This window comes from Ruminiclostridium herbifermentans, from assembly GCF_005473905.2.
Lineage (GTDB): Bacteria > Bacillota > Clostridia > Acetivibrionales > DSM-1351 > Ruminiclostridium > Ruminiclostridium herbifermentans.
This window is the reverse complement of record NZ_CP061336.1, coordinates 4,465,597-4,492,335: the sequence shown is the minus strand read 5'-3', so window position 1 is coordinate 4,492,335 and position 26,739 is coordinate 4,465,597. Positions and strand designations below refer to the sequence as shown.

General features: G+C 32.4%; 24 protein-coding genes and 1 pseudogene. 14 read left to right on the top strand and 11 right to left on the bottom strand.

Annotated elements, in window-relative coordinates; genetic code table 11:
* Position 1: 1 nt before the first annotated feature.
* Positions 2-1,078, bottom strand: a complete 1,077-nt coding sequence (locus tag EHE19_RS18255) for a DUF4474 domain-containing protein (RefSeq protein WP_137698924.1) — start codon at positions 1,076-1,078, stop codon at positions 2-4.
* 197 nt (positions 1,079-1,275) lie between these two features.
* On the opposite strand from EHE19_RS18255, the gene EHE19_RS18250 reads away from it, so the two are divergent.
* Positions 1,276-2,433 (top strand): acyltransferase, encoded by a 1,158-nt coding sequence (locus tag EHE19_RS18250; protein WP_244648285.1) that lies wholly within the window; start codon positions 1,276-1,278, stop codon positions 2,431-2,433.
* Between the two features lie 199 nt (positions 2,434-2,632).
* Here EHE19_RS18250 and EHE19_RS18245 read toward each other — a convergent pair whose 3' ends face one another.
* The 3 genes from EHE19_RS18245 to EHE19_RS18235 all read right to left on the bottom strand — a co-directional run bounded on the left by EHE19_RS18245 (position 2,633) and on the right by EHE19_RS18235 (position 6,175).
* Positions 2,633-4,423: a LysM peptidoglycan-binding domain-containing protein gene (locus EHE19_RS18245; protein ID WP_137698925.1), complete on the bottom strand. Its 1,791-nt coding sequence runs from the start codon at positions 4,421-4,423 to the stop codon at positions 2,633-2,635.
* Positions 4,424-4,671: 248 nt separating this feature from the next.
* Positions 4,672-4,947: a hypothetical protein gene (locus tag EHE19_RS18240; RefSeq protein ID WP_137698926.1), complete on the bottom strand. Its 276-nt coding sequence runs from the start codon at positions 4,945-4,947 to the stop codon at positions 4,672-4,674.
* 121 nt (positions 4,948-5,068) lie between these two features.
* On the bottom strand, positions 5,069-6,175 hold the full coding sequence (locus EHE19_RS18235) for an MFS transporter (RefSeq protein ID WP_342343331.1): 1,107 nt from the start codon (positions 6,173-6,175) through the stop codon (positions 5,069-5,071).
* Positions 6,176-6,892: 717 nt separating this feature from the next.
* On the opposite strand from EHE19_RS18235, the gene polC reads away from it, so the two are divergent.
* Positions 6,893-11,248 carry a DNA polymerase III subunit alpha gene (gene polC / locus EHE19_RS18230; RefSeq protein WP_137698928.1) on the top strand — a complete coding sequence of 1,452 codons (4,356 nt, stop codon included), beginning with the start codon at positions 6,893-6,895 and terminating at the stop codon, positions 11,246-11,248.
* Between the two features lie 157 nt (positions 11,249-11,405).
* On the opposite strand, the gene EHE19_RS18225 is transcribed toward polC, so the two are convergent.
* Together EHE19_RS18225 and EHE19_RS18220 are read right to left on the bottom strand one after the other, a co-directional pair.
* Positions 11,406-11,828, bottom strand: a complete 423-nt coding sequence (locus EHE19_RS18225) for a Fic/DOC family protein (RefSeq protein WP_280513979.1) — start codon at positions 11,826-11,828, stop codon at positions 11,406-11,408.
* Positions 11,829-12,024: 196 nt separating this feature from the next.
* Positions 12,025-12,225, bottom strand: coding sequence for an antitoxin VbhA family protein (locus tag EHE19_RS18220; protein ID WP_137698930.1), 201 nt, complete (start codon positions 12,223-12,225; stop codon positions 12,025-12,027).
* Between the two features lie 359 nt (positions 12,226-12,584).
* On the opposite strand from EHE19_RS18220, the gene EHE19_RS18215 reads away from it, so the two are divergent.
* The 6 genes from EHE19_RS18215 (at position 12,585) to EHE19_RS18190 (ending at position 18,014) form a co-directional block, all read left to right on the top strand.
* A complete protein-coding gene (locus EHE19_RS18215) occupies positions 12,585-14,024 on the top strand; it encodes an MFS transporter (protein ID WP_137698931.1) in 1,440 nt (479 codons plus the stop codon).
* A 231-nt stretch (positions 14,025-14,255) separates the two neighbouring features.
* A complete protein-coding gene (locus EHE19_RS18210) occupies positions 14,256-14,507 on the top strand; it encodes a hypothetical protein (protein ID WP_137698932.1) in 252 nt (83 codons plus the stop codon).
* An 881-nt stretch (positions 14,508-15,388) separates the two neighbouring features.
* Positions 15,389-16,294, top strand: coding sequence for a DUF2589 domain-containing protein (locus EHE19_RS18205; protein WP_137698933.1), 906 nt, complete (start codon positions 15,389-15,391; stop codon positions 16,292-16,294).
* A gap of 10 nt (positions 16,295-16,304) precedes the next feature.
* Positions 16,305-16,502, top strand: coding sequence for a hypothetical protein (locus EHE19_RS18200; protein WP_137698934.1), 198 nt, complete (start codon positions 16,305-16,307; stop codon positions 16,500-16,502).
* 98 nt (positions 16,503-16,600) lie between these two features.
* Positions 16,601-17,755, top strand: coding sequence for a DUF2589 domain-containing protein (locus EHE19_RS18195; RefSeq protein WP_137698935.1), 1,155 nt, complete (start codon positions 16,601-16,603; stop codon positions 17,753-17,755).
* Positions 17,736-18,014, top strand: coding sequence for a hypothetical protein (locus EHE19_RS18190; RefSeq protein WP_137698936.1), 279 nt, complete (start codon positions 17,736-17,738; stop codon positions 18,012-18,014). Before EHE19_RS18195 ends, EHE19_RS18190 begins: the two co-directional genes overlap by 20 nt.
* Positions 18,015-18,274: 260 nt before the next feature.
* On the opposite strand, the gene EHE19_RS18180 is transcribed toward EHE19_RS18190, so the two are convergent.
* Positions 18,275-18,553 carry a hypothetical protein gene (locus EHE19_RS18180; RefSeq protein WP_137698937.1) on the bottom strand — a complete coding sequence of 93 codons (279 nt, stop codon included), beginning with the start codon at positions 18,551-18,553 and terminating at the stop codon, positions 18,275-18,277.
* A gap of 620 nt (positions 18,554-19,173) precedes the next feature.
* Between EHE19_RS18180 and EHE19_RS18175 the strand changes: the two genes are divergently transcribed.
* Both EHE19_RS18175 and EHE19_RS18170 read left to right on the top strand, forming a co-directional pair.
* Positions 19,174-19,758, top strand: a complete 585-nt coding sequence (locus EHE19_RS18175) for a VanZ family protein (RefSeq protein WP_171003644.1) — start codon at positions 19,174-19,176, stop codon at positions 19,756-19,758.
* Positions 19,759-19,809: 51 nt separating this feature from the next.
* The gene (locus tag EHE19_RS18170; protein WP_137698939.1) at positions 19,810-20,256 is read left to right on the top strand and encodes a hypothetical protein; all 447 of its coding nucleotides are present in this window, start codon (positions 19,810-19,812) and stop codon (positions 20,254-20,256) included.
* 236 nt (positions 20,257-20,492) lie between these two features.
* On the opposite strand, the gene EHE19_RS18165 is transcribed toward EHE19_RS18170, so the two are convergent.
* Positions 20,493-20,681 (bottom strand): hypothetical protein, encoded by a 189-nt coding sequence (locus EHE19_RS18165; RefSeq protein WP_137698940.1) that lies wholly within the window; start codon positions 20,679-20,681, stop codon positions 20,493-20,495.
* Between the two features lie 900 nt (positions 20,682-21,581).
* Here EHE19_RS18165 and EHE19_RS18160 point away from each other — a divergent pair.
* The 3 genes from EHE19_RS18160 (at position 21,582) to EHE19_RS18145 (ending at position 22,737) form a co-directional block, all read left to right on the top strand.
* Positions 21,582-21,785: a helix-turn-helix domain-containing protein gene (locus EHE19_RS18160; protein WP_190530402.1), complete on the top strand. Its 204-nt coding sequence runs from the start codon at positions 21,582-21,584 to the stop codon at positions 21,783-21,785.
* Entirely contained in the window at positions 21,782-22,009 is a 228-nt protein-coding gene (locus EHE19_RS18155) for a hypothetical protein (protein WP_137699269.1), read from the top strand. Before EHE19_RS18160 ends, EHE19_RS18155 begins: the two co-directional genes overlap by 4 nt.
* A gap of 560 nt (positions 22,010-22,569) precedes the next feature.
* Complete coding sequence (locus EHE19_RS18145) at positions 22,570-22,737, top strand: hypothetical protein (RefSeq protein ID WP_171003674.1); 168 nt, start codon at positions 22,570-22,572, stop codon at positions 22,735-22,737.
* Between the two features lie 468 nt (positions 22,738-23,205).
* On the opposite strand, the pseudogene EHE19_RS18135 reads toward EHE19_RS18145, so the two are convergent.
* A pseudogene (locus EHE19_RS18135) lies at positions 23,206-23,718 on the bottom strand (tyrosine-type recombinase/integrase); the annotation flags it as partial.
* A 24-nt stretch (positions 23,719-23,742) separates the two neighbouring features.
* Positions 23,743-24,144 carry a phage integrase SAM-like domain-containing protein gene (locus EHE19_RS18130; RefSeq protein ID WP_137699267.1) on the bottom strand — a complete coding sequence of 134 codons (402 nt, stop codon included), beginning with the start codon at positions 24,142-24,144 and terminating at the stop codon, positions 23,743-23,745.
* Between the two features lie 751 nt (positions 24,145-24,895).
* On the opposite strand from EHE19_RS18130, the gene EHE19_RS18125 reads away from it, so the two are divergent.
* Positions 24,896-25,885 (top strand): tyrosine-type recombinase/integrase, encoded by a 990-nt coding sequence (locus EHE19_RS18125; RefSeq protein ID WP_137699266.1) that lies wholly within the window; start codon positions 24,896-24,898, stop codon positions 25,883-25,885.
* 46 nt (positions 25,886-25,931) lie between these two features.
* On the opposite strand, the gene EHE19_RS18120 is transcribed toward EHE19_RS18125, so the two are convergent.
* Entirely contained in the window at positions 25,932-26,231 is a 300-nt protein-coding gene (locus tag EHE19_RS18120) for a hypothetical protein (RefSeq protein ID WP_137699265.1), read from the bottom strand.
* Positions 26,232-26,739: the final 508 nt, after the last annotated feature.

The following is a 26,739-nucleotide window of genomic DNA, read 5'->3' as shown; positions in this document are numbered from 1 at the left end:
ATTAGACCTCACTATCTGAATTATAATTATTGTTAAAGTTACTGTTGTTTTCAAGATAGTGTTTTATTTTTGTATAAGTATCATATAGAGATAAGGTCTTACCAATATTTAAAATTTCCTTGTACAATTCAGGTGACTGCTCTTTTACAGCCATAATTTTATCGGCAATGTTTGAGTAGCTCTTTGTTATAAAATTATATTGGTCACAGAACATCTTATTTCTTCTCTGTACAATCATATCTGTTTGAGGTGAACGTGAATAAGGCTGTTTGGTATGGGGCTTATCAAAGCGTATAGCTACAGTTCTGCCGCTTATTCCATATTCTTCATCAGTATAACCAGTTTCTATTAGTGAAGTCAGAAAAGCATTACGCATTTTCTTGTTCTTAAAAGTGATATAAATATCTAATACAAGATCGGATGGATTTGAAAATTCTCCTAATTTAAATCCCGTTAACCACCAGTGCTTTTGTTTTCTTGAAAGAAGTTTTTCGCCATTCTTTTTTAATGAAAACTGCATATATAGTCTGTCTTTATCATTAGCACATTTGTAAAAGGTTCCGTTGAATACGTTCGGGATATTTAAATCAGGCCAAGCTGTTGTATATATACCAATTTCACAGCCTGTTGTCATGCCATATTGACCTTTCCAGAACTCTATTAACCACCTTTTGCCACCATATGTGAAATAAATAGGCTCACAGTCTATAATCATTCCTAAAGGTGCAGCAGCTTCATCATAGAGACGGCAATATCCCATTTTTCTTTGCCAAGCTTCCATTGTGGAAAAGAAGATGTCCTTTTCAGGATTATAGGCATAGCCTGCAGTATCTATTATTTCTTCAAGTGCTTCAAAATTAATTTTTCCATCAAATTTTGCTTTACTAGTTTTTTTGGATTTTCTATCATTAGGCATTATAGTTGTACGAGCTTTTTCATCATTTGACAGCCAAATAGTTATGAGCCTATAAAGACTAGGGGCAAAAACAACTGCTGCTACTATGATTAAAATAAATGGGATTATAACCCAAGTATATGGATTTATTGCTCCTAAGGCTAATGCTTTTATTGTTAGCATAATACACATCCTAAAACATATTACCTACATCATAATATTCAGTGCAGTGCCATTGTGTTAAAGTGAAATTTTGGATTGTTGAAATATTATAATAATAAGCGAAAATTAGGCCATGATATAATTTAAGAATTTAATTTATCTCTCATATATGATAAAATACAATGACCAAACATTATTTTATTCAGGAGGAAGCCGATTTGGGTAATGGTATAGTATTTGCAGATGTTATGCAAGAAGGTAAATTAGAAGTACCGAATAAAGCCTCCAATAATAGAGTAGCTTTTGTAGATACACTAAAGCTATTAGCTATTTTAGGTGTTATTACAATACATATTAGTGCGACACCCCTTACTAGCTTGGAAATTGCATCATTAGACTGGTATGTGGCATTGTTTTTTGGTTCTATTATACGGTGGGCAGTACCTATTTTTTTGATGTGCAGCGGAGTTTTATTTCTTAAGGATGATAAGGTTATTACAACAAAACAGATTTTTACTAAATATTTATTTAGAATTTTGTGTGCACTTTTTGTTTGGGCTGCGTTTTATGAAGCAATTGATATTTTAAAAGTTTTTAACCGAATAGGATATATTGATTATGACATAATATATAAATCAATTAAAAAAATATTATTATTTAATACTAAGTCACATTTATATTACTTATACATTGTAATACTGATATACTCTCTTTTACCTATAATACGTGTGTTTACAGGTACGGCAAGTAAAAGTCAGATAGAGTATTTAATAATTGCATGGCTTGTTTTGGGCATAGTATTACCATTTGTTATTCAATTTCGTCCATTTTCACTTATAAGGGGAATGGTGCGCCAATATCCTATAAGTATGGTTTATTCAGCAATAGGCTATTTTGTTTTAGGACATTATATGAACAAATATACACTTAAAAGGTGGACAAATTATTTGATTTATTTCCTTGGAGTAATAGGTTTTCTTGTAACATTATGGGGCACAGCTTTTTCATCAATAGCAAATAACTCTGTATACACTCTTTATTTAGAAGGAATGTCCCCAAATGTAGCAGCAATGGCCGCAGCTATATTTCTGCTTGTAAAAAACCTTAATTCCAGAGAGTACCAAGGGATGGAAATGGGAAGTGGAACAGGAAGAGGGGTAAAAAGAAAAGTTATTAGTTATATCTCTAAAGGAAGTTTCTGTATTTATCTTGTTCATATTGCTATTATTGATTTGCTGAGAGCCTTGAAGTTGACATTTTCAGGGGAAAATACATTAATTACGATACCTTTGTTAGTATTTGCAGTTCTTATGCTAAGCCTAGGAGTGTATTTTATACTATCAAAGATTCCAGTAGTAAAAAGGTATTTAATATAACAATAACAATGAAAAGCCTCTAAATACGGGAATAGAAAACCAATATTTAGAGGCCCATTTATATGACTATTCTGTTTGTATTTTTCATAAATAATTAGGGTTTACTTAATGATTATAAATTTCTGTTGCAAAATTTCCATAAGCTTAAATGTGTATACATCAGATATTTCTAGACAAATAGAATCTGGGATTTCATTTCCTATTTCCCAGCAGCCTTCAAAACCATATTTGAATGTTGCTGCATATAAGCTGTAGATGTTGTGCTGCTATGGGATTTGCTATTCTTCATGTATAAATCAAAATGTCCTGTTACATTATTATTTTTAATAGTATCTACGTCATGAGGCATACCAGATAGTGAGGCAGCAATATTCATACCATCGATAAATATTACCACAGCTCTAGGAGACCATTGCCAAGATCCGAACAAACTTTTCATCACAGCAGTATCAGAAGGCGTAAGTGGTTCTATATCCATATGGTTGTAGCCACCCATCATTTTAGCTTTAAACTGTTTTCCTGTATCCACATCAACTATTGTAAGGGTATCGTTGCGTTTAACAAGATATTGTCCTTCTAAGACCCAGTCAACAAGTGCTCCTCTTCGTGAAGGTGATGTATATTGCCCACGTGTAACAGTATATTCTCTTGGTGCATAGCCTGAAATTGCTATTTTATCCCCTGCATCAAACCATTCATCAGCATCCATGTAATTGTATTTCAATAAATCCTGTATGGATATACCGAATTTTTTTGATATGGATGTAGCTGTATCACCACTTTGGACAATATAGGTTACTGCTGGCCAAGAGGTATTATTTGATGTTGAAGGAGATGGAGCTGCAGTGCTTTTTGGAATTTTAAGGATTTGTCCAATATTGATGGTATCGCTGGTAAGACTATTTGCGCTTTTAAGGGTGCTAACAGAAATACCGAACTTTTGAGAAATGCTCCATAGTGTATCACCAGCTACTACCGTATAAGTAGTTGAAGTAACAGTAGGGTTTGGTGAAGTGCTGCTAGAAGAATTAGGTATTGAAAGGGTCTGACCTATCTTGATGGTATCGCTGGTAAGATTATTTGCGCTTTTAAGGGTGCTAACAGAAATACCGAACTTTTGAGAAATATTCCACAGAGTATCGCCAGAGACTACCGTATAAGTAGTTGAATTAATAGTAGGAGTTGGTACAGTTCCAACAGAGGATTTAGGTATTATAAGGGTCTGACCTATCTGGAGTGTATCGCTGGTAAGGTTATTAGCACTTTTAAGGCTTGCTGTGGTAATTCCGAATTTCTTGGATATTGTCCAGAGTGAATCACCTGCTAATACAGTGTACTGAGAACTATTATTTGAAATATCTACAGTTCTTGTTGAACTATTATATGTTACCGCATAACCAAAGTTTTCAGCTAAAAATTTTAAGGGAGCATAAGTAGTATTGCCAATTTCAACTGATATAGGCATGGGCGTTTGTATTCCATTTACTCGTGCAAGAGTTGTACCTTTTACAAATGCAATATTTATGTTGTCTTTGGTTATGCCCACGGTATTGCTTGTATTATTTGCCCATAAACTTGCATTTATTGCTTGTGCAAACTCAGAAATGGGGACATAGGATATATCATTATATATCATTGCTCTATTCTGAAAGGTTTGATACTTGCCATTTATTGAAAAATTTAAATCATAATTATAAGCACTTTGGGTTTGAGCTATCTGTTCTGAGGTACTTGCTTCAACAGAGGGTGTTGATGCCATAACGAAGGATGAAAGAAGTGCAGCACCAACCATGATCTTAACGGAGTTGATTTTTATATTAGGAAATTTTTCAGCTATTTGCTGCATTATGCTTTCTTTAAGATTACTGTCCTTTTCAAGTCCGCCAAATTCGCTTGCAAACTCAACATCCAAATCTCCTGCCTCGAAATATAGAATAAGGTCGCAGCCTTCTTGACTATCAACTAAGCTATAGCTTTTAATTAAATCCATTGGTATCTCCCCCTTAAATTAATTAGTTAAATTTAGTATTTCAAATATTTAGAAAATTATTACACTTTTTCATATTATGGTAGAAAAGATTAACACTTGATCAAAGCATACAAGCTTAATTACCTTATTTAAATTCGAAACTATATAGACAATAAAAAACCAACTTCCACTGGTTAGTTTTTCGTGCTAACTTATGGGAGTTGGTTTAATAATAGGCCTTTTGAATGAATTATATAAAACGTTACGTATTACGTTATATTACTTATGTTAATAGAAGGGGATGGTGTCATTACAAAGGATGAAAGAAGTACAGAGTCAATCATAACCTTAACTGTGTTAATTTCTATGTCTGGAAATTTTTCGTAAATACTTTGTATTATGTTTTGATTGAGACTACTATTGTCTTTATCAAGTTCACCAAAGTCACCAGCAAATTCCGTATCCATATTCCCTGCTTCAAAATAGAGAACAAGGTCATAGCCATACTGACTTTTAACTAAACTGTAACTCTTAATTAAATCCATGAATATCTCCCCCTTAAAATTAAATTCTATAATTATATTATTTCATATTTATGTTTAAATATTACATATTTTCCAAATAAGTTTTTGACTATTTAAAAGAAAATGACTTTGATTACTTACGCTATTTGTTTCTCAATAAATTTAATGCAACAATTATTGCCACAATGATATCAATTGCTAGTCCCATTGCTATAGCTGAATAAGCACCATATTTAATAATTACAGCTCCAAATATAGGAGCACTAATGACACCTGACAGACTTATGATTGACTCACTGATGCTTAAGCAGCTTATTTTGTACTTTTCAGGAGCTAGCTTATATATATAGGTTTTATATGCTGCTGACTGCATACCATAAGCAAGTCCTGATAACATACCAAGCAGCATAATTACAAGGGTGTTGCTGAAAATTAGGATTAAAGTAAGTCTAATGATCTGAATTATAAAGGAAATAAAAATCAGACCTTGACTCTTAAACCTTGTTAACAGCCTTGCGGCAAGAAAAAATGATATAATTTCGGGAGCTGCCTCAAGAAAATAAGCTATTCCTAAACTTAGAGGGCCGCCACCTAAATCAGAAAGCAATACACCTAGATATGAATATATTCCTTTAACAACAAAATAATATGAGAAAAGAATCAGTATCATTGATCTCAACGGTTTAATGGCTAATATTTGGGATAGTCCTTCCTTTATAGAAATTTGTGCTATAGTATCATTTATATCAGCTTCTGCTCTAATTGGATTAGATTTTTTGTCAAAAGTAAGAATAAGTATTGAAAGAAGCAGAAAACAAGTACTTATTATTATATAGAAAAAATATATTCCCCAGCCCAAAGTTTGAAGTAAGTAACCAATAAGAACTCCCGACAGGGCATAGCCTATTGAACCGAGACCACGAATTTTGCCATAATCATTTTCTCTATTGTGTTTTTTAAGAACTTCTATAAACCATGCGTCTGACAATGGAACAGTTCCAAACAAAAAGAATCCCCATATTGCTATCATAGAATTTATAAATAGAATTTGCTTAGATAAAGCCATCGAAACTGCTGCAGATACTCCAATGCAAATTGAAATAACAAGTATTCTTTTTGAACATTTGTAACGATCGGCGATAAAACCAATTAAATTTTGTCCTATTAATGAAGAGATAGTAAATATTGAAACTGCGAAGCTTATTTCTTTTTTTGTAAAGCCAATTTCAAGAATATACATTGTATACATTCCAGAAATGCTTAACATGAGTGCCTAATATGAAAATATAAAAAATCGGAACTTGTTATATATACTATTTATTAGTATCGCCACCTAAATAGAATGTTTTGATATCTATATTTTTTTATAAGCTGCAAGAAAATCTCATAAAACAACGATGAATATATTATTCTCATACAGGGTTTATTTATTACTTGCTTAAACTTTACACATAAAATCTATTGGTATGGTAGGATTATCGATGGTTCGCAGTCGGAAAACTTGATTAAAATATTGGGGAAATTAGGCGTATTATATAAATATTTATGGTTGCTTTATTTACATGACAAAGATAGTACAATCTTATATAATAAGTACATACATTTTATTAGAAGATAACTCGAAAATAAAGTTTGTACAAACATGGAGCATTTTCTAGTTTTTGAGCAATCAAGTAATGACTATATGCTTTTAATTATTATTTGTGTTGTCAGCAGTATCAGCTAGATGAAGGTATAGCTTGAAAAACTCGAAAATAAAGATTGTACAAACATAGTGCATTTTCGAGTCTTTGGGCAATCAAGTAATGGCTATATGCTATTAAATTACTATTTGTTTTATTTAAGGTATAAACAAAATGGAGGTTCAGCTTGACTAACTCGAAAATAAAGTTTGTGCGAACACAGTGTGTTTTCGAGCTGCAAAAATCACAAGTGATTTTTGATTGGTTTTGGATGGAGGTTTAAATTGAGAAAGGTTTGTGAAATTTTTAGTGATTTTAATGCAGAGGGCAATTTAAGTACAGCAACTGTAGAAGCTGCTGTTTTGAAGAAGAAAAGCAAAATTCTTGAGATTAAATTAAGCTCTGATAAATATATTGACGTAAAAAGAATAGAAGGCCTTAATAAATTTTTAAAAAAAAGATTTTCATTAAATGATTCTAAAATATCTGTAGAGTATGCTGAGGGAATTGATAAAAAGCCTATTGAAAAGGAACTTGAGGATATTTTATTTGCTATGTCAGAAAAACACCCTCTATTAAAAGCTGTAATGAAAAATACTCAATATGAAGTAATTAATAATGTAATTAATTTTAATTTTAATATTGTGGCATCAGAGGTTTTAACTGGTATGAATTATGATAAAAAAATCAGTAATGCCATTAAAAACCTCTATGGTTCAACATATAAAATTAACTTTTTTGATAAGGTAGATAGTAATGAATTAAAGAGACTTCAAGAGGAGTCCCGTGAAAAAGAACATCAGCTTATTAAGGAACAAACCCAAGCTGCAGCAATCAATAATTCTCCTGAATTACCTAAGGAGACTCCAACAGCAAAACATGATGATAAAGTGGGAAGTGGGGAAAAGAAAGAAGATACACCTTTGATATTAGGCAGGAGTGCTAATATAAAAGAGAATATAATAAAAATTACTGAAATAACCCCAGATGAAGGTAGGGTTGCTATAAAGGGTGAAATATCAAATATTGAAACAAAGGAATTAAGAAGCGGGAAAACTTTGATTTCCTTTGATTTATACGACGGTTCAAGTTCAATGACCTGTAAGGCTTTTGTCAAAGAGGGAGAAGAAGGAGAAGTACTATCGAGATTAAAAAAAGCAAAAGGAGTAAAAATAGCTGGAAATGCAAGCTACAGCAAATTTTCAGGTGAAATTGAACTTGTTGCAAATACTATAGTTGAAACTGAAGGACTTAAAAAAGTTAAGAGACAAGATAATTCAGAAGTCAAAAGAGTAGAATTACATATGCATACACAGATGAGTCAAATGGATGCAATGGCAAGTGCTTCTGATTTGATTAAAAGAGCTATGAGCTGGGGAATGAAATCTATAGCTATTACAGACCACGGAGTTGTACAAGCGTTTCCTGAGGCACACAAGCTTTTAGGTAGAGATAACCCAGATATGAAGGTTATATACGGAGTTGAGGCGTATTTAGCTCCTGATAAAAAGCCTGCTGTTACGAATATCAAAGGGCAGAGTCTTGATACCACATATTGTGTGCTTGACCTTGAAACTACAGGATTTTCTCCTAAGACAGAAAAAATTACTGAAATAGGAATAATGAAGGTCAAGGATGGAAATGTGTTAGAGGAATTCAGCTGCTTTGTTAATCCTGAAAAACCTATCCCAGCAAGAGTTGTAGAGGTTACTAATATAACTGATGATATGGTTAGGGATGCAGAAACCATTGAAAAGGTATTTCCCAAAATGCTGGAGTTTATCAAAGGAAGCGTTTTAGTTGCTCATAATGCTCAATTTGATATAGGCTTCTTAAAACATAATGCTAAGGTCTTAGGTTATGATTTTGATTTTACATATTTAGATACATTATCCCTTGCAAAAGAGATTTTCCCTGAGTATAAGACATATAAATTAGGGCGAATAGCTAAAAATCTCGGAATTAAGGTTGAAGTTGCCCATAGAGCATTAGATGATGTAGACACGACTGTCAAGGTGTTTAATGTAATGCTTGAAAAGCTGAAAGAGAGAGGCGCACAGACTCTTGAGGATATTGACAGGCTAGGTTCTGATGAAGAGGCTAAAAAGTCAGAATATAAAAAGCTTAACACCTATCATGCAATAATTTTGGCAAAGAATTATGTAGGGTTAAAGAATCTGTACAAGTTGGTATCTTTTTCTCATTTGGATTATTTTTATAAGAAACCACGTATATTAAAGAGTTTATATAAAAAATACTCAGAGGGTTTAATTCTAGGAAGCGCTTGTAGTGAAGGAGAACTTTTTCAGGCTATTTTACATGGAAAATCCGATGAGGAAATTGAAAGCATTGCAAAGGATTACGACTATTTGGAGATCCAACCTTTAGGGAATAATGACTATCTGATAAGAAAAGAAGAGGTTCCTGATAAGGAGTTCCTTAAGGATATTAACAGAAAAATTGTTGAACTAGGTGAGCAATTAAATAAACCTGTAGTTGCAACAGGAGATGTTCACTTCTTAGATCCTGAAGATGAGATATACAGGAGAATACTTGAAGCAGGTCAGGGTTATGATGATGCAGATTTTCAGGCACCACTATATTTAAAAACCACCGAGGAAATGCTTGAGGAGTTTTCTTATTTAGGAGAGGAAAAGGCATATGAAGTGGTAGTTACAAATACTAACAAAATTGCTGAAATGTGTGAGCAAATAAGCCCTATTTCGCCTGAAAAATGTCCTCCTCATATTGAAGGGTGTGAACAGACCATTAAGGACATTGCTTTTGGAAAGGCACATGAGTTGTATGGTGATCCATTACCTGAAATTGTTCAGAAAAGGCTTGACAGAGAGTTGGATTCTATTATTAAAAATGGATTCTCTGTTATGTATATAATTGCTCAAAAACTGGTATGGAAGTCAAATGAGGATGGATACCTTGTTGGTTCAAGAGGTTCTGTAGGTTCATCCTTCGTAGCATATATGACGGGTATTACAGAGGTTAATGCATTACCTCCTCACTATAGGTGTCCTAGCTGTAAGTATTCAGATTTCACAGACTACGGTTATAAAAACGGCTTTGACTTACCAGATAAACCATGTCCTGTGTGCGGAGAGCAGCTTGCAAAGGATGGGATAGATATTCCTTTCGAAACCTTCTTGGGCTTTAATGGAGACAAGGAGCCTGATATAGACTTAAACTTCTCGGGAGAATATCAAGCAAGGGCGCATAAATATACAGAAGTTATATTTGGAAAAGGAACTACCTTTAAGGCAGGAACGGTAGGTACTATAGCTGACAAAACAGCCTTTGGCTATGTGAAAAAGTATTTTGAGGAAAAAAATATTCCAATTAATAAGGCAGAAATTACTAGACTTGCAAAGGGATGTACTGGTATAAAAAGAACTACAGGGCAGCATCCAGGTGGAATAATAGTTGTGCCAAAAGGGCGAGAAATATATGAATTTTGCCCTGTACAGCATCCTGCTGATGACCCTGATTCAGATATTATAACAACCCATTTTGACTATCACTCAATAGACCAAAACCTATTGAAATTGGATATACTTGGGCATGATGACCCTACAATGATTAGGATGCTTCAGGACATTACTGGAGTAGATCCAAAAACAATACCTATGGATGATAAAGAGACTATGTCTTTGTTTTCATCAACAGAAGCTTTAGGGGTTACACCTCAGCAAATAAATTCTAAGGTTGGAACCTTTGGAGTTCCTGAGTTTGGAACTAAATTTGTTAGAGGAATGCTTTTAGATACTATGCCTAAGCAATTTGCAGATTTAATCTGCATATCGGGACTTTCACACGGTACCGATGTGTGGCTGGGGAACGCGAAGGACTTGATTGATGCAGGCACTGTTACATTAAGTGAAGCTGTGTGTACAAGAGACGATATTATGGTTTACCTTATGAAAAAGGGACTTCCTCCGAATTCTGCCTTCAAAATAATGGAGACAGTTCGTAAGGGAAAGGCATTAAAGGATCCTAAATGGCCTGAATATGAGGCTTTGATGAGAGAACATGAAGTGCCAGAATGGTATATAGAATCATGTAAGAAAATAAAATATATGTTCCCTAAGGCTCATGCCGCGGCTTATATTATGATGGCATTCAGAATAGCTTGGTTCAAGGTGCATATTCCTCTAGCTTATTATGCAGCTTACTTTACTATCAGGGCAAAGGCTTTTGATGCTGAATATATGATAAATGGCAAAGAGGTTGTCAAGCAAAAGATGAAGGAAATTGAAATGCAAGGCAATCAAGCAGCAAATAAGGATAAAGATATGTATGACGATTTGGAATTGGTGCTGGAAATGTATGAAAGAGGATTTAGGTTTTTGCCAATTGATTTATACAAATCTCATGCAACTAATTTCCTTATAGAGGACGATAGTATCAGACCTCCGTTAAACAGTATTTCAGGTATGGGAACTGTTGCGGCTGAAGGTATATACAAAGCAGTATTAGAGGGTGGACCTTTCACCTCAATTGAAAATTTGAAACAGAGGGCTAAAATAGGAAATTCAACTATAGAAGCACTTCAAAAGTTTGGTTGCTTAAAGGGACTTCCTAAAAGCAATCAGCTTAGCTTTTTTGATGATTTGGAAGCGTTTGGATGATATGAAAATTGAAATTTAGTTTGTTAGGTAGAAACTAATTAAAATAACCTATTGATAAGAATGAGTGCTGATATTCTTATATGAGAGGGTAGAGTATTTAATGAAATAAAAAAGGCTTTCAGGGATTAACTTGAGAGCCTTTTTGAAATTACATAACTTATTCTTTTTCTATACAAGCCCTAATACAATTTGCTAATTCAGCTGAATCCTTTACAGATAGAATTGAAGCACTAAGCAATACATCTTTATCAATAGCATCCCAGTTTATAATATATCCACATTTTATACCAAGACACCTAATAAACTCTCTTAGGGCTCTTCCATTACCTTCTCTGAATGGATGAATGAAGTTCAATTCAGCCATGTAATAAGCAGATCTATTTGCGAAGTTATCTATACCCTTACCTATTAGATATCTTTCAGCTTTTAACTCATTTAGGATGTTTTTAAGGTTTTCTTTTATAAACTGGCTTTCGCAAAATTTTGTATTACCCTTAATGATTGATTCTTCACGTATTTTACCAGCGAAGTAGTAAATGTCTTGAAATATATACTTGTGTATTTTTAATAAATGTGCTATAGAAAACCTTCCATTAATAGGTTCACGCTATTAATAGGTTTACGCTGCAGTTTATATAATCTTAATTGTGTGAATTGTGTTTCTGCTTCTTTTAAAAGTTGGAAATCATTTATTTCAAGTTTATTCTTTAAGATGTTTGTATCAGGATAACAATAAATTGATTGAACAAATTCCTCACAATCGTATCTTGAAAATGTCATGACCTAACCATACGCTCTTTTTTTAATAAAATTCTTCTAGTCGTTAATTTGATAGCTTCATCTATACTAATTTCATCATTAAAGAACTTTCTCCCGTAACTAATTGTAACTTTGTTTGCTTTAAGCCCCTCTACAGCAAGTGTAGCAGTTACATTTGAGATAGCTTTTTGAATTTGATTTTCTGACATTTTCCTCATAAAAATCAACCTTCCGATTATTAGTTTATAAATATATTATGACACAAATATTATCTTTTATAAAACATTATATTATAACACAATAGTAGATGATATAAATAAAAAGTAGATGATATAAATAAAAATTTTTTATGGAAGGATTATCTTTTTATTATATTTAATCAACAAAATATATATTAAATAAACATTTGCAAAGTTTTAATTATGGTGCTAATGTAAATTATAGAAATAAGAGATAAAATTGCAGTTAGAAATATTTATTCAAGCATTTTGGAAAAGTCTTATATTCAATGCAATTTGAAAAGCGTAAATTACATTGAATATAAGACATGAAACAATATACACGCAAGGAGATTAACATGGATTCGACAAATACTCGCAGCTACAAAAACAAATGGGTTATTTTATTAACAGTTTTAATGGTGACTTTTATGGCTACGTTAGACGGAAGCATTGTAAACGTAGCTTTACCAGTTATGTCAGATGTTTTAAATGTATCATCCTCAAGTATTCAATTAGTAGTGACAAGCTATTTAATTATAATATCAGCAACTATTTTGGTGTTTGGTCGATTGGGAGATATGATTGGAAAGTCAAAGATATTTATATTTGGAATTGGGCTATTTACACTAGGCTCTTTGCTTTGCGGAATCACAAGCAGCTTTTCATTTTTAGTTTTGTCAAGAGTCATTCAGGCTATTGGAGCCGCTGGAACTATGGCTAACAATCAAGGCATTATCACAGAGGTATTCCCTCCAAATGAAAGAGGAAGGGCTTTGGGAATTAATGGAACATTTGTTGCTCTAGGCTCTTTACTAGGGCCCGCTGTAGGAGGATTTATTCTGGACGCTGGTAAGTGGGAATATATATTTTTGATAAATGTTCCAATAGGCTTAATAACTTTGCTTATTGGTATTAAGCTGCTTCCTAAGACAACTAAAACAATTAAGGAAAAACTAGATGGGGTTGGGGCTGTTTTGTTTGCTTTTACTATAATTCCTCTGTTCGTGGCACTTGGAAAAGGACAAGAATTAGGCTTTTCAAATCCAATTATTCTGGGTAGCTTTGGGGTTTCTATTTTGGCCTTTATAAAGTTTATTGAAGTGGAAAGAAAGCAGGAAAATCCACTTTTACAGTTAGAGATATTTAAAAATAAATTGTTTTCGCTTAGTATATTTTGTGCGTTTTTATCTTTTATAGCTATTTTTTGCTCAAATATTATTCAGCCCTTTTATCTTCAGGATGTCAAGGGCTTTTCTCCATCAGCCGCTGGATTTGTGATTATGACCTATCCTTTGATTATCTCAATAATTGCACCAGTGAGCGGATATTTGTCAGATAAATTTGGTTCTGAGGTTTTAACCTTGATTGGACTGTCACTCTCAAGCCTTGGATTATTATTTATGTCTAGCTTAACTGAAAATTCTTCGAAAACAACTATAGTAGCATTTACAGCATTAATGGCTTTGGGTAATGGATTATTTCAAGCACCAAATAATTCGCTGGTTATGTCCACAGTTCCCCGTGATAAGCTGGGTATTGCCGGAAGTGTTAATGCCCTTACGAGAAATCTGGGTATGATATGTGGAATAGCATTATCAACTATAATTCTATATAATAGAATGAGTTACAAAATAGGATATCATGTAACAGATTTCGTAGTTGGAAGAAATGATGTTTTTATTTATGGTATGAGAATTGTATATATAACTGCAGCTGTAATTTGTTTAGGTGGAGTGGCTTTAACATCTAGACGCCTGCTTAACAAAAAAACAAAGTCAGAAACTGTTTTGGAGTAATAGGCTTTTTATAACTTTTCATTGATAAATCTACTATACCCCTGCAATCTTCCTTTGCCTCGTTTAATATAGTTAAATTAACCCAGTTAGATTTGTGCAGTCAAAGAACTAAGGTTTAGAAATTACCCAAAATTTATATAGACAATGCAGAAATTATGAATATTGTTTCTTCAAAAGTTATAGATATATATTATTAATATGTGATATAATCTTTTTCGGAGGGTTACACAAATGGAAGAAACATTAAAACTTATTTTAGAAAAGCTGAACAGCATGGACTTGGACATAAAGGACTTAAAAAGTGATGTAACTAGTTTAAAAAAACATGTCCTAACTATTGAAAATAAACAGAATGAAGATTCCAAAGCTTTATATGATGGATATAGCCAAACCTTAGAAAATATTATTGAAATAAAAAAAGATATTAAAGACATAAAAGAAACTTTAAATGATCATGAAATAAGATTGTTAAATATTACATAAAAATGCTTATAAATAGATATATCTACAAATACTTTACCGCATATATAACACTATGATTTCTAAAACCCCATCTATTCAATTGGATTAAAGTCTAACACAATTGTCTATGTTTATCACAATACAGAACTTTATACTTTGTATAAGGCTTTTTAAAAGACGTATGTTTTGCGCTTATTTATAAAACACTTAATTCGTAGTAAAAATTTTAATAGTACAAGAAGAATTGTTTGAAGATTGTTAATTAGATAATGGCATACTTTTACCTAAATAGTATAGATAGGTTTGAACTGATGTTGATAGCAATTGTTAGAAAAAACCTATAATACGCAAATAAGGCTTTCAAGGTATAAAACCTCGAAAGCCTTTTCTTTTGGATAGACTGTCCGAAAGCTTTTCCATTGTTTATTGGTTATTATTCTTTTTCATATGTTTGAAAAGTTCTTGACCTTCCTCTCCCAAGATTTCATGTATCCTTGCAGGTTATATTAAGTCAAAGAACTAAAAAGCAGTAAAATGACAACTTTTTATTAATTTATGCTATTTGTTTAATGTTTAGCTAATCACCGACAATTAATTTAAGAAGAATAGGGGAAAAAATAATTTATATTACATATATGTATCAAGTTGTAATATTTATTAATTTATTGTAAAATAAAAGAATCACATGTATACGAAATAAAAATTATTGGAGAGGTGATTACATATGAAGATTCAATTCAAGGAAGTAGCTATAAATCTGTTACAGATCTGAAAAAATGCTACATCGTTACATAATAGCGTGAAGAGATGAAGAAAGAACTCTTTATATAATTTAAAATAGGAATAAAATTTTAAACCGAGTAGTTTTAGTGACTACATCATTTATACTAGGAGGTTATAAGATGTCAAAGAATGTTCAGTCAGATGATGGTGGAACAGATAAGGATAAGGCAAAGGCAAACACAAAGGTAAACACAACGGAAAACACAAAGAAAAACGCTGCCATAATGGATAGCAAATTCATTCCATTGGATGATTTGGTGTATGCACCAATCCATGCACTTGCTATATCCAATCAAAAGCTACGAGCTGACATAGTGGATGCAATCCGCAATATGGGAGTGAGCAAGCAGGATGGACAAGATGAAGTTATACATCTGAAGAATATCAATATTGCTTATGAACAGGTCAGATCAGAAGGTGATGATGGCTATAGCGTGGACAACCTTAAGGTACAGGTGCCTCTGTTATCCATTATACCTATCACAAACTTAGCGGTAGAAAAAGCAGAGATTGATTTTTCTACAGAAATTAAAATAGTAGACAATCCGAAAGAAGAAGAACGCAAGATTGTTGCTAGAATCTGCTCTCCAGCACAGAGAGAAAGCGACTTCCTACCGAGAGTATCCTATAAGCTGAATATTTCGTCTATTCCTGCAACAGAAGGTATCTTAAGACTTACAGATGCATTAAACTCTAGTCAGGTAGCCAAGAAAATAGACAGTACACCAGTAGCAGTAAGTGGAGATTTGGGCTCTGAGGAACAGAAAAATATTGTACTTGAGACAATGAAGCTGAAAGCGAAAATCAGCCGCTTAAAGCAGCTCCATCAGAAGATCTCCGATACAATCACAGAGCAGGAGAAACTACATAAGAACAGTAAGAATGCTCTTAAAGAAGGTACATATGATTTAGATCGTGACAATTACATGATGGCACAATCCAAAATTATCAACCGAATAATGGAATATCAGAAGAAGATTATTGATATGGAAATCTCCTATGGTTTGGACAAGGAATATGAATAGGGAACGGTACATGAAAATTAATGATTACGTTGAAAGAGAAGAAGTGGAGGCATATTTAAGCGACATAATCATGGAGCTTAATTTGCGACAGCTTTGTGATACAGATATTAGCATCAATAAAACTATGCTTTGGGTGGAAAGTATATCAATTACTAACTATGAGCCTGCGAAGCAAGGAAAGACAAATATAAGCAAACCTAAATACTGAATAAAACAAAAATATTCTTTTGGGTGTATTTTAGGATTGAGAAAGCGCCAGTCACCCATTAAAAATAAAAATATTTAAAGAAAGCGAGGTATGAAATTATGTCAATTGCACAACAATTCTCAGGACTTCCTATGGATCAGCTTATCGGAGCCCCACTTTCAGCAGCTTCAGATGCCAGCATCCGACTAGCTAGTTCTACAGCGGAGTTCATCAACAAGGTAGGGTTTGACAGCAATGGAAATGTAAGAAATGTAGCCTTTAAGTATGAGAAGCGCAGCATGAATGAGGATGGAACAAGCAATCTGGACGAGATGAAGGTGGAAGTTCCGATGCTTGCCATTGTGCCTATTCCAAATCTTCAGATTGATGAAGTCAATATCTTATTTGATATGGAAGTAAAGCAGAGTGAGAAAAGTGAATCATCCTTGGATTTGGGATTATCCCTCTCCGGTTCAGCAAGAATTGGACCTGTCAAGGTCAGTGTGACAGGTAGCGTCAGTGTTCACCAAGCAAATACTAGAAGCACTGATAATTCCGCAAAATATCATGTGGATGTGCGTGCTACCAACCATGGTACACCAGAAGGTCTTGCAAGAGTACTGGATATGATGGCAGCCAATGTAGCACCTTCACTTGTAAGTTCAACGCTGAAGGATGGCAACGGACAGGATCTGACAGAGCAGGCAAAAGCCAAGGCAGAGCGTTTAAAGAGCTTGCGTAATGAAATCAGCCAGCTAGAGAGCAGATTGAGTGCGGCAGAAAGTGGTCTTATGAGTAACATCATAAATATAAAAAAGATCGCTGATTCTCAACTGAATGTATACCAGAGCAATATTCTAAAGAAGATTAACGAACTTAATGGCGAAGATGACGAAATCAAGAACGCCAAGACCGATGAGGAAAAGGAAAAAGCTCAGAAAAAGAAGGAGGAGAATGATAAGCTAGCAGAAGAATACAGCCAGACGCAGGATCAGATTAATCAGGTATGGAATAACTTTAAAAATATGGTTAAAGATTATATCAAAATGATTGCAGACAGCAACGAAGAACAGACTGGTGTATCAGAATTGTTTGGATTAAAGGCTGTAGATGATAAAATTAAAATTGCGCAATATGCCAAAACTGAAGAATTCTATAATGCATTGGCTGCTGCACAAAAGAACGCTGTTGATAGTCAGAAAACTGTAAGTCAGACAGAGTCAGATTTGCTAAAGAAGAAAGGTGAATATAGTAATGCCATTGCGGGAAAATAATAAATCTACGTTGACAGATATATGTTACGTAAAGCTTGTACCCATTGGAAGTGTCAATCCAAACAATCCCTTATCTGACCAATCCAGAGCGGAACAGGAAAAGCTGTTGAACCGATGCTTAAATGATTATCCCAAAGGAATCATCATAGGAAAAGATACAACAATAGGAAGATATATGATCGGCGAACATGAACTGACGATGGAAAAAGTAACATATCATGTGGGCTTCCCAAGGAGGCCTGCATGGATCGAAGAGTAGGGCTGCACGTTGCAGTCCTACTTTTACTTAAAATTAGCCTATTTCTGAATAGAATCTTTTTGCCAGTGTAGTTAGGTACCATCAACTACAATATTATTAATTAACTCAAATTTTAAGTTGTATTTTTGTTTTATAAACTTAACTATAGCAACTATGTTATCATACTTATATTCTACATCAGTAACACTAAAAATCTGATTACCAATCGTTGTTAATTTCATACATGGAATTTTTATATCTGAATTTGTTCATTATTTATCTTAACTTTTTAATTTAAGCATTTCAGATGTTTTGCCTTCAATTGCATATCCTACATCATGGATAAAGAATAATATGTTGCCTTTATATGATGTAAGAGAAGGTGTTATTGAATCTCTTCCGTGTAGCAAGAATTGAAGATTTTGAATTTTATCAGTATCAACATAACCAGCTAAAACAGATTTAGATACTGGAGTACCACCTTCAGCAATTTCTGAGTAGGCTGAATACAGAAAATTATATGAAGTATTCATAGACAATGTGTTAACCGCTAAACGCAAAAGTGGCTCTCAGAATGAAATCCTGAAAGCCATTGTTTTGGCGGAGAGAGAGGGATTCGAACCCTCGGATAGTTTCACCCATCACACGATTTCCAGTCGGTAATGCTACTCTACCACTCTCAGACCCTATTAAAATCAGCATATTCAGACTATCTATCTTTGATTACAGCACACGATTAAATCTTATACTTAATATTGTACACCTTTAATTTTAACAGTCAATCTTAAGAAATCCAAAATATTCTATTTGGGATTTTTAAGTTCAGATGCAATCTTCCCTAAAGCGAAGAGGTTATGTCTTTTAGATGATGGATTATTCTTTTGAGGTTTTACAATTATTTTATAAGTCCCAGTAAATAAGTCAAAAGTCATTACACCTACCTCTAGTTCTTTAAATGTATCAATGTTTTTTTGAATAGTATTATAGCTAAATAACTTTCATGTAAATTGTAAATCCCGTCAATTGAATCTAAGGATTTAGCCGTTCGACTGTATTCTTAGTTTACCTTATTTATATACTTTTCTAAATGAATGTTAATGCAAAATATTGTAAAATTATTGACATATTTCAAATTTTATATATAATTGTAAAAGTGGTTTTGTTACATAGGAGGATTTATATGAGAGCGTTTAAAAATATTATATTTGCGATTGTGAGTCTAGGTATTTCGCAATTTTTGTGTTACTTTTTTGTTGATGATGTTTTTGTTAATTTTGCAACTGCTGAACAACCTTTTCATTGTCTCAGACTATTTATTGCAATTATAATTTATACTTCAATAAATTGGACTGCAAAAAACTCCATCAAAACAATAGAAAAAGATATTCTCTTTTTTAGTTATGTGTTATTAGCTGTTAGCCTTTCTATATTTAGAATGAAACTAAATTTTGCAGAACCTATGAACTTTAATGTATTGGATATGGTCACCTATTCTAAAACAACAATCATTTTAAATATTTTGTTCTATATTCCATTTGGATACTATGCAAAAAGTAGGATTAGATTAAAGCCAATATATACTTTTGCTATTTTTTTAGCTTACATTATAAGTATTGAATTGCTTCAACACTACTTAAAGGTTGGATTTTTTGATATAAATGACATAATGTGCAATACATTTGGCTTTGTAGTTGGATTCGTTAGTAAAAAAGTATTAGAAAATTTATTATGTTCTAGAAAAGGTTTTGCTGAAAAGATAACTTAAATAATAATATGCGCAAATTATTATAAATAAAAAATTTTTAGGAGGTTTCTTATGAAACTTAGCAAAATTAGATTAGCTATTGTTACAACTGTAGCTATTGCTTCAATTTTTTCACTACAAGTGTTTGCTACTTTATCAGGTCAACTTGATACATACAGCGGAACTGGTTTTTCAAATGTAGGAAAAATATCTGAAGATGATTTTAGTATTAGTGATACCAATTTTTATACTAAAACTGAAATAACAGCTTCAAGCAGGTGGAACACATCAACCAATGCCTTAGCAGGAATGACTCTTACTCCAATGAAAAAAAGTGGGTCGGGATACTCAGCAGTTTCTGGAAAGTCAAACTCTTTTACAGTTTACAGAGACTCAAATGAGCCAGTGACGCAATCATTTACTGGGTTAACAAGTGGTACATATAGAATTTACTTCCAATCATACTATACTGAAAATGGACTGAACTTTAATGGTAAAGTATACGATAATAACAATTAATGTTTGGATGCTAAAGAGGTGGCTATCTTTTATATAGGTAGCCACTTTTGTATTAAGGGAAATAGTATTATGATGTAGGTACTGACTATAAAGTTTGACGTGACAAGTGAAGAGATACAAGCCTTGTTTGTCAATAGTATAATTAAGTCTTACTCAAATATGTTGAAAGAGTCCTGCAAATGGTAACCTTTCAAAGAACTCGACAACTTCAGATGGGTTCTATATATACTTTTCTGTTATGCCCATTCTTTTACGTCTGTGAGGCGATATAAGGCTTTTCTAGTACAAGCCTTTGTAACTTCAACTATACCTTTTCCTAACCTCTTAATCTCTTGCAACACCGAATGCATCTTTCCTTTTACTCGACAGCTTTCAAAATCTATAGACATATGTTTTCTTGAATCAATTGCAATCAACATAAACATGCTTATATATCATTACATAAGGGGTTTGGTCTTTTCTTCTTGTAGCATAGCAACTAGAATACTCAAGTGTTTATTTACTGAGTATTAGTTGATTTACTTAGCTTACAAGCAAATGAGAGGAACGTTCGTCCGTTTGTGTACCTAGCAGTTATAAAAATATCTAATTCACCTATAGAACAGCATTCATTTATCTTATTTTGATGCTAAGCAACGGGAACTTCTTCGTATGACAGAGTATATGGTTTGAACAGCAATCCGTTGAATACTAATATGTCCTACATTATCTGGTTAATACTGTCCTTGCCTAATGTATCAAGTTAAAATCTATACAGTAAGTTGGTAGATGCATAGCACACTTTGACTTACTTCAATAGTGATATACTTACTCTATGGTATTGTATTAGTTTGGAAGAGGGTTATATCATATCTTACTATTACCACTTAATCATATGAATTGATGTAATCATGTTAAGAGTACTTATATATTACACTATATATAATATTCCCCCAACCGACCAAAACATATTAATCCGAAGGAATTAGAAAATTAGCCCCAATTTTTAAATTTTTAATATTCTCCGAACCCCGTGTGACTGCAAATAAAAAAATTTATAAACCGATAGCCAAGAATATTATTAGCCGAAGATTGTGAACACTGTGTTCATGTTCTAGTGAAGAATTGCCGAAGAAATTAAGTATAGTAAAATGTTTCCATAAAAAAATTATCTCCTATTTGTCTTCTTAAAAAATTATATTCATATCTAGGGGTTGCAAAAGTTGCCCCTCAACCATGATTGTTTTGAAAAGGTTAATTATAAGATAACGGCAGTATCCAAAAAGGGTACTGCTTTTTATTTTAGCCTTAAGTTAATCGAAATTAACAAAGAAAGGATGATTTCTATGAATGAGATTTTGAGAAGGCAAGTGAATGAATTTATTAAAGAAAATGGGGTGATAGCCAAGCATATTGCAAAGAAAATTAATATTAGTCCTGCTATGCTTTGCTACTTCCGACATGGGAAAAAGGGTCTAGGCAGTGAAAACGCCAAGAAACTGCAAGAGTTTTTAGCAATGTACTCAATGAGGGGAGGTGATATAGTATGAAATATAGAAAGCCTATTTGTGATTGCGGAAATGAACTTTTTCTTTCTAATATTATAACATGTAACCGAACAATTAATGATGATGGGTATGTTTCTGTTATGTCTTGCCTTGATGCTATTCATAGCATTACAGGTACTTTAACTTGTCCTAAGTGTGGCAATACATATGATGCCTATGCTGATGAAAAAGACAGGATATCAAGAGGCAAGATTTTGAGTAAGTAACTGTACACAGTAATAACTTAGTGAATGATAGAAGCAAGGATAGGATTGAATCTTATCCTTATTTTTTATGTCTATAAGATGCTGGTAGTCTAAAATAATAAAAGTTGAGGGTATATATCTTTACTGCTACATGCTTGCAAAATGTCTAAATGACGGGAAGTGGAACTATACAGTAACATCACTTTCGACAGAAAAGATTGTTTGTGAAACAGGAATTAGTCGCAACACAGTTGCTAAGTATTTAGACATATTGCAAGAACATGGATTGCTTGACATTGGACGAGGAGACATTATTTATTACGATAATAAATTTGAAGGTAAAGAAGTAAATACTTATCTTATCCAAACTAAAATTAACCCTAAATGTATTTTAAACTAGCCATTGCATGCTTTTCATGCGATGGCAAACTATTACGAAGTAATAGTTATTAGTTTATAATATAATATATTTATATTATGTTTATATACACCCAAAAAAACTGGTTCTTAAGTAGAAAAAGTGTGTTCATTCTATAAAAAGTGCTTTGGTTCTTTATGTTCTATGCTAAAGGAGAAAAGGTATGAATAAAAGATACAATGATAATGACTTTACAGATGATATAGCAATGTTGAAAAAGCAGAAAGATGCTACAGCAAGAGATATGAAAAGGAAGTACAAGAAATACTTGAAGCATATTATGGATACAAGTTCAAAGATAGAGAATCTGAAATCAAAGAGTACGACTTAGAAGCTATTACAGGTGAAAAAATTGAGGTTAAAAGTGACTACGGGATTCTAGATTCAAAGAAACTTTTTCATTGAGATATGGGATAACTTATCTGAAAGAAAATTTGGTTGGTTCAGATACTGCACAGCTGACACTTTAGCTGTTGTAATGGTAGACCATATACGCTTTCTACCTATGAAGGTTCTATTCATTGATTTTAAAGCCTTGCAGAGCTATGTTCTAAACCATTATTTTAAGGGAGATTGGTCAAGAACTGAAAGCAGTAGGGATGAATTTGGGGATAGAATAATATTTGCCCTGAATGATAGACCATACTTAAAGTATATGCTTGTTGACTTGAAGAGAGTTAATAAGTTTGTTAAATTTGAATATATCTACCCTTGGGACTGATATGCTCTTGTCTGAACAGCTGAAGAGGAAGCTGAGAAGCTTTCTGCAACTTCCTCTGTAAATTAAAATACTAGTGTGTTAGCTTTTTAGTTTAATCTGAATATTACTTTTAGTCATCTGTTCAAGAGGGTTAAATTGGTCATAGTTTTGCTTTAAATCTTCACTGAATAAAGAAACATATTCCTTTACAATTTCAAGGCTAGAATGTCCTAGCAAGCGTTGTAGCATAAATACATTACCACCTGCTTGGAGGAACTTCTCAGCGTATGTGTGCCTAAAAAGGTGCATTGAGGTTTTCATCACACCCCTACTTTTATTATACCTTGCAATGCTACCTTGTAGACTTCTATCGACAAGTTGATTGCCAAAGGCATTACAAAATAAATAGTCAGAAGCCTGTCCTTTTCTATAAGTCAAGTAGTCAAGTAATATGTTAGATAAGGTACTAGAAAGAGGTACTATCTGTTGCCTTTTATTCTTAGTCTTCTGTAGAGTAATATAGCCGTTCTCAAAGTCAATATCTCCAATTTTAAGATTAATAATTGTAGACACTCTATTGCCTGTTGCTAAAGCATAGTTTATGACAACCCAATCTCTATACTCTGCAAAAGAACACTACTTCACATTGGGTTTCTTTAGCGATAACTTCAACTCAGAATCAGTATAAATCTGCTTAACCTTCTTTTCTGCTTTGACCAATTCTATTGAAAATTTAGATAGGTATACAAGTTTCATACAATAATACAAGAACGCTCTAACCCCTCTAAGATTAGAATTTACTGCTATTGCACTAATATTTTTATCCTTTTGCCAGAGGATATAGTCATGTATGTTGCTGATAGAAATATCCCTTACAAACGCTTGCTGAGGATAGAACTTACTAAAACTCTTGAAGCAATTCTCATAAAAAATTAGTGTGTCCTTTGCTAAGTTCTTTACATTGCAGTACTTAATGAACTCTTGGAATGCTTCCTCTAGATTATTGTTTTCTTGTTGCTGTTGCATGTTAATTCTCATTTAATACGCACCATCCTTTATATATTTATGTTGGATTCAATGCGTGTGAAGCCTTAAAAGATAGCACACGATTCGTGAAAATTCATTCAAAAATCGTGTGTACTGATGATGCGTGTCAAATAAAAAATCAAGCACCTTGAGAAATGCAAAAGTGGCTCTCAGAATGAAATCCTGAAAGCCATTGTTTTGGCGGAGAGAGAGGGATTCGAACCCTCGGATAGTTTCACCCATCACACGATTTCCAGAGTTACGCTTCATTTATTATTTAAGATTATTTAACTATATCTTTCATTATTCAAACCCTTTATTTAAGCCTCATATGAGGCTTTTATTTATGTATTTACTTTTAAACACTTATAATATAATGGTTAGAAAATTTTAAAAAGTGTTAGAAGATTTGTTAGAAGGGTAGCATTAATAATCATTATGCTATATTAACAAACATATTAAACATTATAAATAGAATTACCATCAAATTAACGCACCAAAACGAAAACTAATAACTTGAAATCTTTGTTGCTGATATTGTACAAGTAACCTAAAGTAAAAAAATTGAGTAAAAAACTAAATTAGTATTATAACAAAAAAGTAATTATATATTCAATGATTTGTTATGATGTTAGAATTGTTTATAAAATATTGGAGGATTTTACACAATAATACCGAATAGTAAAATAGAAGCATGATTTTCAAAAAAGAATTGTAAAAATGTGTATAAACTAAAAATTTACTGAAAATAGGAGGTTCTATTGTGAAGGATATTGTAAAAGATAGTTATGGGATATTCTTGAAGAGGTACGAAAAGTCTTTAGCTGATAAAGGTATTAATAAAGATGTTATTAATAACAGAAAATCAACGATTAAGAAGTTCTTGGATTTTTTATCATCATACCCCAATAACCCTAAATTTGAGAATATAACTAGAAGTGATGTAGAATTATTTATTACAAATGCTGATGAAAAGTATTCCCCTGCAACAGTAGCTAGGTACTTTTCTTTTTTAAAGAAGTTTTTCTTATTTTATAAGAAAGAAAATGTAAACACTAATAACATATTTGATGATTGGTCTTATGACAAATTTATAGAAAAAAGGTTTACTTTTTTAGACGATGAGCAAATCGAAAATTTATATGAGCAAATTAAAGGTAAAAAGCTAACATTGAAATCTATGAGAGATGAAATTATTTTTCTGATTCTAGCTTATACAGGTTGTTCCATTGGTGAGATACGCAGTTTAAATGTTTATAAGAATAATGAAATATCAATAGATGATGAAAATTATATTGTTATTGAAGAAAGTAAAATTTATTTTACTGGTGAGAGTGGAAGAGAGATAAAATTACCTTTTGAAGTTACCAATAAGATTAATATATACTTAAACGAATTAATTAATAAAAAATCATATGACTATCCAAATTGTTTATTTTTATTTCCGTCAATAAGAGATAGTAAAGATAAGAAGCTAAAAAGACTATCGAATAACACCTTTTGGAAAATATTTAAAGATGCTATTAATAAAAGTGAACTCATTAAAGATAAAAGTGTATCAATAAGAAATATAAGACACACTTTTATAAATCGACTTGTTAAAGAGGAAATTCCGTTAGAAATAATTAGTGACATAACTGGATTGGATATTTCATCACTAAAGCCTTATATTAATTCTGAATTATTTGAGTTTAAGAAAGATACTGTATTAAAGAATCAGCATCCATTTAAAAATGTCTTTAATAAGTTATAAAAGTAAACAATATGGTTAATCAATTAAAAATAATAATGTTACCAGATTATTTATGCAATAAATTAAACATCATTTTACAATCTAAAAGTCCTTGTTTATAAAAATATTTCTGATAACCAACTAAGTAATTCACGTATAAATTATCAAGTTGATTGATTATATCTGAGGATTCAAGAGGTAGTGCTTTTTCCAATTGCTTTAAGATATCGCTGTATAGATAATAGAATTCTAAATATTCAGTCGAGTTACTGTATTCATTACTTATTTCATCAATCCTATTATCTATACTTGATATAATAAAACTTCTAAATTTACTGCCATTATTTGTATTAGAACTAAAAGGCATATATGATTCCCTCCAAATTTTAAAATGGAGGGAAAATTAAAAAGTGCGAATAGGTTAACCCTACACGCACTTGAAATTTGCAAAAATAAACAAAAGCAAGTATAATAATAACTGGTTGCTGTGGTAGACGAAAGTCTATACGTGTGGGTGGTTAAGCACCTACATGAGTTTCTAAGTGTTGGCGCACTTAGAAATCATGGCAACTATATTTAATTTTCCCTAAAAAGATTATATCATTATGGGATAATTTTGCAAGATATTTATATATTTTACATTACCTTTTAAAACACCTCGACTAATTTTTTTACACTTTACATTATTTTATAAATAAATATAAATTGATAATGGTTATCAATTATCACATCTAAACGCATATCAATGTTATCGAACGAACTGGTGTTCTCTGGCTTAAATGTAATGAAAGCATTGGTATTCCTGCATTATAGAAGGTACTTATATTGTTTGATTCAAGTATAGACCTTAAACCTTTGATATTAAGGCGTTTACT